Below are 13,529 nucleotides of genomic sequence, written 5' to 3'. Positions count from 1 at the left end.
GCGCAGAATTAAGAATCTGCGCCTGTAATCAGGTCTAAAAGCCGGAAACGGATCTCTACTTTGGGAGGCTCATGGAAAATGGTTTCGTAGTCCTTTGAATCCATCATATGGGCCAGCTGGCTCCTGGAACGATCAGGAACTGTGGCTGTGAGAGAGTCTGTAAGGCAGAGGCTGGGATAAAGGACGCACCACCAGTTGCGTCCTTTTCCATTACCTATGGTGACCCGAACGGCATCATACACACCGCAGGGGAAGGAGGCCTGGCCGTAGGTTTTGGTGGGAAAATAGTCGCGGGTCAGGGAAAGGGATACGGGAGCCGGGGCGTCCTGAGAGGAAAGCCAGTTTTCCGCAGCGCAGATGAGCTGAGAGCGGTGCTGCGCGATCCAGCGCTCTAACTGGGGTTTGGAAGCGTTTTTGGGGGCGGAGGACTGGATGACAGACAGAATGGTGTCGCGGACTCCCAGCTTGAGGGTCTGGTCTTTGGAAGAGTTGCTGGCAGCCAGAACGTGAAAACGCAGAATATCCGGGGCGATCCGGGAGGCCATGGCCTCCTGAGAAGCGGTTCGGGCAGAAATAAGGAGAAGAAAAAGGGTCAGGATCAGGGTAAGTACAGAGGTCGATGGTAAAAAGAGGGAACGTTTCATATAATTGGGACTCCTTTCGTTGGGGTATTTCTATTTATCTCCACATATGCTATACTGTATACGTTTGTATTTTAAATAAAGGAGTGAAAACCAGATAATGGAAAAGAAAACAGCAGCAGTGATTTTTGGCGGACAGTCATCAGAGCACGTAGTTTCCTGTATGTCAGCTGCAAACGTGATTGACCGCATCAATAAAGATAAATATAATTTAGTTCTGATCGGAATTACCCAGGAGGGCCATTGGGTGAAAGCAGATTCCGTAGATCAGATCCGGGATGACTCCTGGAGAGAGAGCCCGACGTCTGCCGCTATTCTTCCCGATGCTGTGAAGAAATGCGCTGTGTTTGTGAAAGATGGAAAGACGGAAGAAGTTAAACTGGATGTGGTATTTCCGGTGCTTCACGGTCTGTACGGTGAGGACGGCACCATTCAGGGCCTTCTGGAGCTGGCAAAGATTCCTTATGTGGGCTGCGGCGTTCTGGCGTCTGCAGTTTCTATGGATAAACTGTATACCAAGATCATTGTAGACGGACTGGGGATCCGCCAGGCGGCATATGTTCCGGTCATGAGGGAGCAGCTGGCAGATATGGACCGCACAGTGAGCCGGATTGAGAGCCGTTTTTCATACCCGGTGTTTATTAAACCCTCCAATGCAGGCTCATCTAAGGGAGTCAGCAAGGCGGAAAACAGAGCAGAACTGGAAGCTGGCTTAAAAGAAGCGGCCCGCCATGACCGCAAGCTTCTGGTAGAAGAAATGATCACAGGCCGCGAGGTGGAGTGCGCTGTATTCGGCGGCGGCAGCGAGGAGATAAAGGCCTCCGGCGTAGGAGAGATCCTGGCAGCGGCTGATTTCTATGATTTTGATGCAAAATATTACAATGCAGAGTCAAAGACGGTTACAGATCCTGAACTTCCCGGCGACGCTGCAGAGCAGATCCCCAGGGCGGCGGCCGCTATTTTTAAGGCAGTTGACGGCTATGGTTTATCAAGAGTGGACTTCTTTGTGAAAGCTGACGGAGAGGTTGTATTTAATGAGATCAATACAATGCCCGGCTTTACGGCGATCAGTATGTATCCGATGCTGTGGGAAGCAAGAGGTATCGGAAAGGAACAGCTGGTAGATATGCTCTTAGAGCATGGTTTAAAACGCTTTTCCTGAAACGTGCGGCGCCATAGTGCAGACGTGTGCCCGGAAGTCTCAGAACCTGCGGTCTGGATGTGCGGCAAAAGGGCAAAAGAAGGAGAAAAACATGACGAAAGACGTGCTGGTCACCATAAACGGCATCCACACCATGGATGAGGAAGATAATGATGTGGAAATGGTCGTCCGGGGTGATTATTATCAGAAGAACGGAAAGCACTATATCCTCTACGAGGAGGTACTTGAAGGAATGGAAGAGACGGTAAAGAACGTGATCAAAATTTCAGACTCTTCCATGGACATCATCAAAAAGGGAGCAGCCAACAGCCATATGCTGTTTGAGAAAAATAAAAAGAACCTCTCCTGTTACAGCACCCCCATGGGGGATATGATAGTGGGTATCCAGGCGAACCGTTTTCGGGTAGAAAAAGGGAAGGACAGCCTAAAGGTCCATGTGGACTATTCTCTGGATATCAACTATGAACATATGTCGGACTGCCGCATCTGCGTGGATGTACAGTCCTGCATGGTTCAGGACTGAGAAATAAAACAGCTAATACGGAACAAAAACAGCCGGTATCTGAGAAAACTCAGGAGCCGGCTGTTTTCGAAATTATTGCTTTTTCTTTTTGAATTTTGCAAAAAATCCCTTTTTCTTTGGAGGAGTAGGAATAGAGCCTCCCCGTACGCTCTTGATCTGGGTAATGTAGATACCGCTTAAGACTACCTTTGCCTCCGTCTTTACAGGAAGAGACTCGAATACTCTTGCATCGGCGATCAGCGTCATCACCTTGGGACCGATCTTTGCCTTTACCACAGGAACCTTGGTCCAGCGCATATACTTGGGCGTCTGATCCACCACCATCTTAGGCAGTCCGGCCTGTGTCAGCTTCAGCTTTTTCTTGTCGATCACCAGCATGGATACGGTCTGAGCGGCGGCATCCAGCATCTGCTGCTGTTCTGCCTGACGCTTCTGCAGCTTGTTTCCCAGGAAATAGAGGACTGCAAGCACAACAGCCGCGATGATCAGGAGTACCAGCAATACGTTTAGAATGGTTTGTACCATATCGGTATACCTCCAGATTGTAAATAATTTCCTTCTCCTTTGCAGTAAAAAACTGTCATACCTGCCAGAAGACATTCTATAACAGTATATCATTTTCGTAAGGAAAAAGCAAGAAAAAATTCTTGACACCTTGACATAGCTATGATATTATGGAGTGTGCACTATTGTGGCGTCGTGGGCTTTTTGCGCCCATACCGCGACGTCCGATTACCGAGAACGACAGTAATGGCCCAAAGTGCTGGAAGAGACGCCTGTCCTCCAGACGAACGGGATATTGCAACCAAATTAGAAAACAGGGGTGAAACGTCAATGGAGAAAAGCAGAATACGTCCGGTACCAGCCGGGAAAAGCGTAAGAATGAGCTATTCAAGGCAGAAGGAAGTCCTTCAGATGCCAAACCTGATCGAGATTCAGAAAGACTCCTATCAGTGGTTCTTAGACGAAGGCCTGAAGGAAGCGTTTGATGACATCTCTCCGATCACAGATTTTGCAGGTCATCTGAGCCTGGAATTCGTTGACTTTACATTATGCAAGGATGATGTCAAGTACACCATCGAGGAGTGTAAGGAACGCGATGCCACTTACGCGGCACCACTTAAGGTAAAGGTTAGACTGTACAATAAAGATAAAGATGAGATGAACGAACATGAGATATTCATGGGCGATCTGCCTCTGATGACAGACACGGGTTCCTTCGTTATCAACGGTGCAGAGCGTGTTATCGTCAGCCAGCTTGTGCGTTCCCCTGGTATCTATTATGGCATTGGTCACGACAAGGTAGGTAAGGAACTGTATACCTGCACCGTGATCCCCAACCGCGGCGCATGGCTGGAATATGAGACGGATTCCAACGATGTATTTTATGTCCGCGTAGACAGAACACGTAAGGTTCCTGTGACCGTTTTGATCCGTGCCCTGGGCTTTGGCACTAATGCGGAGATTCTGGAACTGTTCGGTGAAGAGCCGAAACTTCTTGCCAGCTTTGGAAAGGATACTTCTGATAACTATCAGGATGGTCTGTTAGAACTGTACAAGAAGATCCGTCCCGGCGAGCCTTTATCCGTTGACAGCGCTGAGAGCCTGCTCAACAGTATGTTCTTTGACCCCAGAAGATACGATCTGGCAAAGGTTGGCCGCTACAAATTTAATAAGAAGCTTTCCTTTAAGTTCCGCCTCAACGGCCAGACGCTGGCTGAGGATGTGGTAAATGAGGAGACCGGAGAGATCCTGGCTGAGGCAGGCACAAAGCTTGACAAAGAGTCTGCCATGCGCATTCAGAACTCCGGTGTTTCATCCGTATGGGTAGAAGGGCCGAACAGAAAGCAGAAGGTTCTTTCTAATATGATGGTAGAGCTGGGAGCTCACGTTTCCTTTGATCCTGAAGAGGTTGGCGTTACAGAGTTAGTATATTATCCGGCTCTGTCTGCTATCCTGGAAAAAGCAGGCTCCGATGAGGAGATGCTAAAGGAGGAGATCCGCAGGAATATCCATGGTCTGATTCCGAAGCATATCACAAAGGAAGATATCATTGCTTCCATTAACTATAATATGCATCTGGAAGAGGAAGTGGGAACCTCAGACGATATTGATCATCTGGGCAACCGCCGTATCCGTGCCGTGGGAGAACTGCTTCAGAACCAGTACCGCATTGGTCTGTCCCGTATGGAACGTGTGGTAAGAGAGCGTATGACTACCCAGGATGTAGACGGAATTACACCACAGTCTCTGATCAACATCAAGCCTGTGACAGCGGCTGTGAAGGAATTTTTCGGAAGTTCCCAGCTGTCTCAGTTCATGGATCAGAATAATCCTCTTGCCGAGCTGACACACAAGAGACGTCTTTCTGCCCTGGGCCCCGGCGGTTTGTCAAGAGACCGTGCCGGATTCGAGGTGCGAGACGTTCACTATACACACTATGGCCGTATGTGTCCTATCGAGACCCCTGAGGGTCCCAATATCGGTCTGATCAACTCTCTGGCAAGCTATGCGAGAGTAAACCAGTACGGCTTTATCGAAGCGCCTTACCGCGTGGTGGATAAGACAACAGACCCTGCGAACCCCAGAGTTACTGATGAGGTTGTATATCTGACTGCAGATGAAGAGGATAACTTTATTGTAGCCCAGGCGAATGAGGCGCTGGATGAAGACGGTCACTTTGTTCACAACAACGTTGCCGGCCGTTTCCAGGCTGAAACCTCCGAATTCCAGAAACGCACCATTGACCTGATGGACGTTTCTCCGAAGATGGTATTCTCCGTGGCTACCGCCATGATCCCCTTCCTTCAGAACGACGATGCGAACCGCGCTCTGATGGGATCTAATATGCAGCGTCAGGCCGTGCCGCTGTTAAGCACTGAGGCTCCTGCAGTAGGAACCGGCATCGAGGCGAAGGCTGCCGTTGACTCCGGTGTCTGCGTAGTGGCAAAGAATGCGGGTGTGGTAGAACGCTCTGCTTCCAATGAGATCATCATTAAGAGAGATTCTGACGGAAACCGTGATGTATATCATCTGACGAAATTTAAGAGAAGCAACCAGAGCAACTGCTATAACCAGAAGCCGATTGTTTATAAGAATGACCATGTAGAGGCTGGCGAAGTTATTGCCGACGGTCCCTCCACTGCCAACGGCGAGATTGCTCTTGGCAAGAACCCGCTGATCGGCTTTATGACCTGGGAAGGCTATAACTACGAGGATGCGGTTCTGCTTTCCGAGCGTCTGGTTCAGGATGATGTATATACCTCGGTTCACATCGAGGAGTATGAGGCGGAAGCCCGTGATACCAAGCTGGGACCGGAAGAGATCACAAGAGACGTTCCGGGCGTAGGCGAGGATGCATTAAAGGATCTGGACGAGCGGGGCATCATCCGCATCGGCGCTGAAGTGCGTGCCGGAGATATCCTGGTAGGAAAGGTAACTCCCAAGGGAGAGACGGAGCTGACCGCAGAAGAGCGTCTGTTAAGAGCGATCTTTGGCGAGAAGGCGAGAGAGGTTCGCGATACTTCTCTGAAGGTTCCCCACGGCGCTTATGGTATTATCGTTGACGCAAAGGTATTTACAAGAGAGAACGGCGATGAGCTTTCACCTGGCGTAAATCAGACCGTCCGCATCTACATTGCTCAGAAACGTAAGATTTCTGTAGGTGATAAGATGGCTGGACGTCATGGAAATAAGGGTGTGGTTTCACGTGTGCTTCCTGTAGAGGATATGCCGTTCCTTCCGAATGGTCGTCCTCTTGATATCGTGCTGAATCCTCTGGGCGTGCCTTCCCGTATGAACATCGGACAGGTGCTGGAGATCCACTTAAGCCTTGCTGCCAAGGCCCTTGGATTCAACGTTTCCACTCCGATTTTTGACGGTGCAAATGAGAACGACATTCAGGATACCCTGGAGCTTGCAAATGACTACGTAAACAGCTCCTGGGAGGATTTTGAGGCAAAATACAAAGATACATTGAAGCCTGAGGTAATGGATTATCTGGGCTCCCATCTGGAGCACAGAGAACTGTGGAAGGGCGTTCCGATCAGCAGAGACGGAAAAGTCCGCTTAAGAGACGGCCGTACCGGCGAGTATTTCGACGGAGCCGTTACCATTGGACATATGCATTACCTGAAGCTGCATCACCTGGTAGATGATAAGATCCACGCACGTTCTACCGGCCCATACTCCCTGGTAACTCAGCAGCCGTTGGGTGGTAAAGCCCAGTTCGGCGGCCAGCGTTTCGGAGAGATGGAGGTTTGGGCGCTGGAGGCGTATGGCGCTTCCTACACCCTACAGGAAATTATGACTGTGAAGTCCGATGATGTGGTGGGACGTGTGAAAACATACGAAGCCATTATCAAGGGCGAGAACATCCCTGAGCCTGGCGTTCCTGAGTCCTTTAAGGTGCTTCTTAAGGAAATGCAGTCTCTGGGACTGGATGTACAGGTGCAGAGAGAGGATGGAACCGAAGTTGAGATGACTGAGAACATTGACTACGGCGATACCGAACTGCGGGCCATGTTAGAGGGCGACCGCCGCTTTAATGATCAGGAATCCCTTGCTTCCTATGGTTATCAGGAGCAGGAAATCAAGGATAATGAATTTGTAAGCGTAGAATCGGCTTCCAGGTCTGCAGATGATGACACAGATGATCTGTATGACGCGTATACAGATGACGGTGAAGACGAATAATAGAAGGGAGTAAGAGCTCATGCCGGAAACAAATGAAACTTATCATCCAATGACATTTGATGCCATTAAGATTGGTCTGGCTTCCCCTGAAAAGATTAGATCCTGGACCCACAGGACCCCTGAACCTGCCGACAAGCCCAGTGAGCAGTGGAAAGAATGGTGGGAGCAGGGCGCTATGCGCAACCGTATGCCTGAGCCTTCAGGCGCTCCCTCCAAAGAGTGGAGAGAGTGGTGGGAGCACGGCGTTGTAAAGAAGCCGGAGACCATCAACTATAGAACCTTAAAGCCAGAGAAGGATGGCCTGTTCTGCGAGAGGATCTTCGGACCCAGCAAGGACTGGGAGTGCCACTGCGGCAAGTACAAGAAGATCCGCTATAAAGGCGTGATCTGTGACCGATGCGGCGTTGAGGTTACAAAGGCCAGTGTAAGAAGAGAGCGTATGGGACGCATCGAGCTTGCTGCTCCTGTTTCCCATATCTGGTACTTCAAGGGTATTCCCAGCCGTATGGGCCTGATCCTTGATATCTCCCCAAGAACACTGGAAAAGGTGCTCTACTTTGCATCCTACGTTGTACTGGATCCCGGCGTGACCAGCCTTCAGTACAAGCAGGTGCTTTCCGAGAAGGAGTACCGTGAGGAAGTAGAAAAGTATGGCGGTTCCACCGCTTTCCGTGTGGGAATGGGCGCTGAGGCGATCCAGGAGCTCCTTATGTCCATTGATCTTGAGAAGGATTCCGCTGATTTAAGAAAGCAGCTGGTAGACGCTACGGGACAGAAACGCGCAAGGGTAATCAAGCGCCTGGAAGTAGTAGAAGCATTTTTAAACTCCGGAAACCGTCCTGAGTGGATGATCATGGACGTGATTCCCGTGATCCCGCCGGATATCCGTCCTATGGTACAGCTGGACGGCGGACGTTTTGCGACTTCTGACTTAAATGATCTCTACAGAAGAATTATCAACCGCAATAACCGTCTTGCAAGACTGCTGGAGCTGGGCGCTCCGGACATCATCGTCCGCAATGAAAAGCGTATGCTTCAGGAGGCGGTAGATGCCCTTATTGACAATGGCCGCCGGGGCCGTCCGGTAACAGGACCCGGAAACCGTGCGCTTAAGTCCCTTTCCGATATGTTAAAGGGTAAGCAGGGACGTTTCCGTCAGAATCTGTTAGGTAAGCGAGTAGACTACTCTGGACGTTCCGTTATTGTCGTGGGGCCTGAATTAAAGATTTATCAGTGCGGTCTGCCGAAGGAAATGGCAATCGAGCTGTTTAAGCCTTTCGTTATGAAAGAGCTTGTATCCAACGGTACCGCTCACAATATCAAGAACGCAAAGAAGATGGTAGAGAAACTCCAGACGGAAGTTTGGGATGTACTGGAGGATGTAATTAAAGAGCATCCGGTTATGTTAAACCGTGCTCCTACGCTGCACAGACTGGGTATTCAGGCCTTCGAGCCGATCCTGGTAGAAGGTAAGGCCATCAAGCTTCATCCTCTTGTTTGTACCGCGTTCAACGCCGACTTCGACGGTGACCAGATGGCGGTTCATCTGCCTCTGTCCGTAGAGGCTCAGGCGGAATGCCGTTTCCTGCTCTTAAGTCCTAACAACCTGCTTAAGCCTTCTGACGGCGGTCCTGTGGCTGTTCCGTCTCAGGATATGGTTCTGGGCATCTATTATCTGACTCAGGAGCGTCCCGGCGCAAAGGGTGAGGGAATGGTCTTTAAGAGTGTAAATGAAGCAATCCTGGCGTATGAAAACCAGGAAGCAACTCTCCATTCCAGAGTGAAGGTAAGGGTCACAAAGACTCTTCCAAACGGCGTTGTTAAGACAGGTGTGATCGAGTCTACCATTGGCCGTCTCATTTTCAATGAGATCATTCCTCAGGATCTCGGTTTTGTAGACCGTTCCATTCCAGAAAATGAGCTGAAGATGGAGGTTGACTTCCTGGTAGCCAAGAAGCAGCTAAAGCAGATCCTTGAGAAGGTTATCAACGTACACGGCGCTACCCAGACAGCCGTTACACTGGATGATATCAAGGCCATCGGCTACAGGTTTTCTACGAAGGCAGCCATGACTGTATCAATTTCCGATATGACTGTGCCTGCAAGCAAGCCGCAGCTGATTGCTGATGCTCAGGCAACTGTAGATCACATTGCAAAGAACTACCGCCGCGGTCTTATCACTGAGGAGGAGCGCTATAAAGAGGTTATCGAAACCTGGAAGACCACGGATGATCAGCTGACCCACGATTTGCTGACCGGACTTGATAAGTACAACAACATCTATATGATGGCGGATTCCGGTGCGCGAGGATCTGACAAGCAGATCAAGCAGCTGGCAGGTATGCGAGGACTGATGGCAGATACCACTGGTCATACCATCGAACTTCCTATCAAATCCAACTTCCGTGAAGGTCTTGACGTACTGGAGTACTTCATTTCCGCCCATGGAGCACGTAAGGGTCTGTCCGATACGGCTCTTCGTACAGCCGACTCTGGTTATCTGACCAGACGACTGGTAGACGTTTCACAGGATCTGATCATCCGTGAGGTAGATTGCTGTGAGGGCAGAGATATTCCATTTATGGAGATCAAGGCGTTTACAGACGGAAACGAAGTGATCGAGGATCTTCAGGAGAGAATTACAGGCCGTTATATTGCCGAGGACATTATCGATCCCGATACGGGAGAGGTAGTGATGAAGGCCAACCATATGTGTACACCAAAGCGTGCTGCAGCAGTTATGAAGGTGCTTGAAAAGCAGGGACGCAAGTCCGTGAAGATCCGTACTGTCTTAAGCTGTAAGTCTCATATCGGTGTATGCGCTAAGTGCTACGGAGCCAACATGGCCACAGGACAGCCTGTACAGGTAGGCGAGGCAGTCGGCATCATCGCAGCACAGTCTATCGGTGAGCCTGGTACACAGCTGACCATGCGTACCTTCCATACGGGCGGCGTTGCCGGCGGCGATATCACACAGGGTCTTCCTCGAGTAGAGGAGCTTTTCGAGGCCCGTAAGCCGAAGGGTCTTGCTATCATCACTGAGTTTGGCGGCGTGGTAAGCATCAAGGATACAAAGAAGAAGCGTGAGATTACGGTAACTGACAATGAAACCGGCAATTCCAAGACCTATCTGATTCCTTATGGATCCAGAATCAAGGTTATGGACGGTCAGGTGCTTGAGGCTGGCGACGAGCTGACCGAAGGTAGCGTAAATCCTCACGATATCTTAAAGATCAAGGGCGTCCGCGCGGTACAGGATTATATGATCCAGGAAGTACAGCGTGTATACCGCCTCCAGGGTGTAGAAATCAACGATAAGCACGTTGAGATGATCGTTCACCAGATGTTAAAGAAGATCCGTATCGAGGAAAGCGGCGACAGTGATGTGCTGCCGGGCGTATCTATGGATGTTCTGGACTTCAATGAGATGAATGAACAGCTGATTGCAGAGGGCAAGCGTCCGGCAGAGGGCAAGCAGGTTATGCTTGGTATTACCAAGGCATCTCTTGCAACTGACTCCTTCCTGTCAGCTGCATCCTTCCAGGAGACTACGAAGGTTCTGACTGAAGCTGCGATTAACGGTAAGGTAGATCACCTGATCGGTCTTAAGGAAAATGTTATTATTGGTAAGCCGATTCCGGCTGGTACTGGTATGAAACGCTACAGAACCGTAAAGCTGGATACAGATGATGCGTTTGCAGCAGAAGCTGAGGACGAGATTCTTCTCTCTGAGGATGAGGACGGAGCGGAAGCTGAGGATAACAGACTGACCGAGGAAAATGTAGCAGAAGAAGTCCTTGATATGGATGAAACCGCAGAAGAGGACGAGGCTGCAGATTCAGAGGCGGAAACTGATTCTGAGGATACAGATGAATAAAATAAAAATTTGGTTTTATGCTTAAAACCGGATATAAAAAACCCCGGCAGGTCGGAATGGTTCGGCCTGCCGGGGTTTTTGCATCAGCAAATATACATATTGTGGTAGAATGTATTTTGAATCAAACGTGCTGTGTTCGAAGCCACTGAGCCCAGATGGTGTAGTATTTTCCCATAATGTGAGCGTTGTCTACCGAATATTTAGAATCCAGATTCCCCTGTCCGTCATCAAAAAGCCCATTTACATCTACGTAACCACAGCCTTTGTCCACAGCGATCTGATAAATAGCGTTGTTTAATGCGTTGAGTTTCCCGTTTCCGTACGTGGGGTCAGAATCAGATTTTTTCTTTGTTACGTGCAGATTGGCTTCTAGTACCAGACGTGCATTTGGCTGGAGGGCCTGAATCCGATCCACAATAGCGGAATATTGCCTGATTACAGTAGATGAGGGATATCCCAGTTCATTGATACCAAGCATGAGATAGATCCGTTCATAGCTTCGCTCAGACAGCAGTTCTTCCAGAGTCTTTTTGCTGCCATCCTTTAAGGTCAGACTGGCAGAGAGAAGGTTAAAGGTACTCATACCGGAATTGGCAAAAAATTCCGCCTCATTTAAACCGCCGTATTCCTTTAAGCCCTCAGTACGCGAATCTCCAATAAAGAGGGTAGAACTAAAATCAATGGGTGCAGACGGAGTTTCGGAAACGGTTTCAGCCGGTGAAGTGCTGGTGGCGGCTCCGCTCACAGGGTCATCTGCAGGCACTTCTGTTCTGTCCTGTGCCCCAGTTTCTTCTTCCGGTGTTTCGAGATCAGAAGAGGAAGACTCACTGAAAACTGTTTCCTGGTCAGAATCGGTTGACTGGCCGGGGAGACGGGGGATGGAAAACTGGCTGTCTCCTTCATTTCCGGCGTCGTTTTCAGCAGAAGAGGAGAGGGGGGATGCAATGGCTGCAGGTTCGGCTTCAGAAAGCAGCTCCGGCTTTCCGTTTTGATTTAAAAGGTTTTCCAGTCCGGCCCCTTGAGAAATAAGAGTTCCGCCTTTAACGGCGATCAGACTTCCTGCCAGAATCATAGTATACCAATATTTTTTCATCATAAAAGTCACTTTCTAAATCATTAGAATCGGAAGTATAAGAATGGGTCATCCATTCCCATTTTAATGCAGTATATACAGATCCAAAACAGAACGACCAGCCCAAGGGCCGTAACAAAGGTAGTTCTGTAGCGGTTATAGATCCGTCTTGGCAGATCTGTCACAAAAATCAGACCCGCAATAAGGGACAGGCCGTAAATCTGTCCGTATTTCAGATAATCTCCTGCAAACCATGTATAGGCTCCCGGTGCGTTGAAAAATGGAAAAAGCCGCTGTAGGTAGATCAGGATCTGAGCTGGCTGGCTTATGGCAAATACCAGCCAGTTTAAGGGAATTACGAAGGCCATATATATATGCCCCAAAGCCGGAAAACGGTTTAAGAGAGTTCCCAGTCCCAGCTTTTCAAGAGAGATAAGCACAAAAAGCAGCAGCCCCCACAGGAGAAAATTCCAGTCTGCTCCATGCCAGAACCCGGTCAGCAACCAGACAGCCAGAAGATTGCGCACCATTATGAAAGTTCCCCTGCGATTGCCGCCCAGAGGAATATATATATAATCCTTAAACCATTTTCCGAGAGTCATATGCCAACGCCGCCAGAATTCCGTCATAGACAGGGACTGATAAGGATGTGCAAAGTTTCTGGGAATCTGGAAACCAAGGATCCATCCAAGGCCCTGGGCCATGAGGGAATAGCCGTAAAAATCAAAATAAAGCTGCAGACTGAAAGCGATGATTCCCATCCACGCCAGAGGAGTGGAAATACTCTCATAACCAATGGCGTTTACCTGATTCCAAAGTCCTCCAAGCTGATTGGCAAGAAGAACCTTAAGGCTTAGGCCAATCGTAAATTCACGAAGTCCCGTTTCAAGCCGATCCAGGGATAGCTTTCGGCCAAGAAGCTGGGGACGTACCTCCTGATACCGGGTGATAGGGCCGGAGGTTACCTGGGTGAACATGGTAAACCAGGTGCCAAAGCGCAGAAGAGAACTTTCGCTGCGGATCTTCTTCCGATATACATCCGCCAGATATGCAATTGCCTGGAAGGTATAAAAACTGATCCCCAGGGGGAGTGCAGGGCGCAGTACGGGCAGCTGCACAGACAGCCCCACATATGTCAGAAGCGCATTCGTATTTTCTGCAAAAAAGGCGCTGTATTTAAAACTCATCAGCCACAGCAGGTTATAGATAATGCCGATTGTCAGCCAGACGGCCCGTTCCGGCCCGTTCCATTTTCTTCCAATTCTGCGGCCGATAAAGAAATTGACCGCCATGGAAAGGAGAAGAAGCCAAAAATAAAGGGGCAATTGTCTGGAGCCATAAAAGTAGAATACGAGGCTTCCGACAAAGAGACAGAGATTACGCTGTCTTTCTGGACATATAAAATAAAGAAACAAAAATACCGGCAGGAACCGGAATAAAAAGTCAAAGCTGCTGAATACCATAGAAAATCCGTCCTATCTGATCGTGGTATCTGCAGTAAGATGAGTACCCCTCAAAGCTGCCATACGGGCCGCATAAGGGCAGACTCTTATCTGCAG

Annotated in this window: 8 protein-coding genes; 4 read left to right on the top strand and 4 right to left on the bottom strand. The window is 49.4% G+C overall.

Features of this window, described 5'->3' with window-relative positions:
* Positions 1-8: 8 nt before the first annotated feature.
* Positions 9-644 (bottom strand): stage II sporulation protein R, encoded by a 636-nt coding sequence (locus HW447_RS09220; protein ID WP_176255013.1) that lies wholly within the window; start codon positions 642-644, stop codon positions 9-11.
* 97 nt (positions 645-741) lie between these two features.
* On the opposite strand from HW447_RS09220, the gene HW447_RS09215 reads away from it, so the two are divergent.
* Both HW447_RS09215 and HW447_RS09210 read left to right on the top strand, forming a co-directional pair.
* The gene (locus HW447_RS09215; RefSeq protein ID WP_176255012.1) at positions 742-1,803 is read left to right on the top strand and encodes a D-alanine--D-alanine ligase family protein; all 1,062 of its coding nucleotides are present in this window, start codon (positions 742-744) and stop codon (positions 1,801-1,803) included.
* Positions 1,804-1,894: 91 nt separating this feature from the next.
* Positions 1,895-2,326, top strand: coding sequence for a DUF1934 domain-containing protein (locus tag HW447_RS09210; RefSeq protein WP_176255011.1), 432 nt, complete (start codon positions 1,895-1,897; stop codon positions 2,324-2,326).
* 72 nt (positions 2,327-2,398) lie between these two features.
* Here HW447_RS09210 and HW447_RS09205 read toward each other — a convergent pair whose 3' ends face one another.
* Positions 2,399-2,851, bottom strand: coding sequence for a hypothetical protein (locus HW447_RS09205; RefSeq protein WP_176255010.1), 453 nt, complete (start codon positions 2,849-2,851; stop codon positions 2,399-2,401).
* A gap of 309 nt (positions 2,852-3,160) precedes the next feature.
* Between HW447_RS09205 and rpoB the strand changes: the two genes are divergently transcribed.
* Positions 3,161-7,021: a DNA-directed RNA polymerase subunit beta gene (gene rpoB, locus HW447_RS09200; RefSeq protein WP_176255009.1), complete on the top strand. Its 3,861-nt coding sequence runs from the start codon at positions 3,161-3,163 to the stop codon at positions 7,019-7,021.
* A 19-nt stretch (positions 7,022-7,040) separates the two neighbouring features.
* Complete coding sequence (gene rpoC, locus HW447_RS09195; protein ID WP_390470847.1) at positions 7,041-10,898, top strand: DNA-directed RNA polymerase subunit beta'; 3,858 nt, start codon at positions 7,041-7,043, stop codon at positions 10,896-10,898.
* Between the two features lie 121 nt (positions 10,899-11,019).
* Here rpoC and HW447_RS09190 read toward each other — a convergent pair whose 3' ends face one another.
* Positions 11,020-11,994 (bottom strand): GDSL-type esterase/lipase family protein, encoded by a 975-nt coding sequence (locus tag HW447_RS09190; RefSeq protein WP_243176259.1) that lies wholly within the window; start codon positions 11,992-11,994, stop codon positions 11,020-11,022.
* A 20-nt stretch (positions 11,995-12,014) separates the two neighbouring features.
* The gene (locus HW447_RS09185) at positions 12,015-13,433 is read right to left on the bottom strand and encodes an MBOAT family O-acyltransferase (protein ID WP_176255008.1); all 1,419 of its coding nucleotides are present in this window, start codon (positions 13,431-13,433) and stop codon (positions 12,015-12,017) included.
* Positions 13,434-13,529: the final 96 nt, after the last annotated feature.

This window comes from Enterocloster alcoholdehydrogenati (assembly GCF_013282095.1).
GTDB classification, from domain to species: Bacteria; Bacillota; Clostridia; order Lachnospirales; family Lachnospiraceae; genus Enterocloster; species Enterocloster alcoholdehydrogenati.
Note: the sequence above shows the minus strand (reverse complement) of the source record. Positions and strands in the feature narration are given on the sequence as shown.

Bases quoted from the DNA above. Each gene is read 5' to 3' on its own strand.
- HW447_RS09220 (WP_176255013.1), bottom strand. From the start codon at position 644: ATGAAACGTTCCCTCTTTTTACCATCGACCTCTGTACTTACCCTGATC.
- HW447_RS09215 (WP_176255012.1), top strand. From the start codon at position 742: ATGGAAAAGAAAACAGCAGCAGTGATTTTTGGCGGACAGTCATCAGAG.
- HW447_RS09210 (WP_176255011.1), top strand. From the start codon at position 1,895: ATGACGAAAGACGTGCTGGTCACCATAAACGGCATCCACACCATGGAT.
- HW447_RS09205 (WP_176255010.1), bottom strand. From the start codon at position 2,851: ATGGTACAAACCATTCTAAACGTATTGCTGGTACTCCTGATCATCGCG.
- rpoB (WP_176255009.1), top strand. From the start codon at position 3,161: ATGGAGAAAAGCAGAATACGTCCGGTACCAGCCGGGAAAAGCGTAAGA.
- rpoC (WP_390470847.1), top strand. From the start codon at position 7,041: ATGCCGGAAACAAATGAAACTTATCATCCAATGACATTTGATGCCATT.
- HW447_RS09190 (WP_243176259.1), bottom strand. From the start codon at position 11,994: ATGATGAAAAAATATTGGTATACTATGATTCTGGCAGGAAGTCTGATC.
- HW447_RS09185 (WP_176255008.1), bottom strand. From the start codon at position 13,433: ATGGTATTCAGCAGCTTTGACTTTTTATTCCGGTTCCTGCCGGTATTT.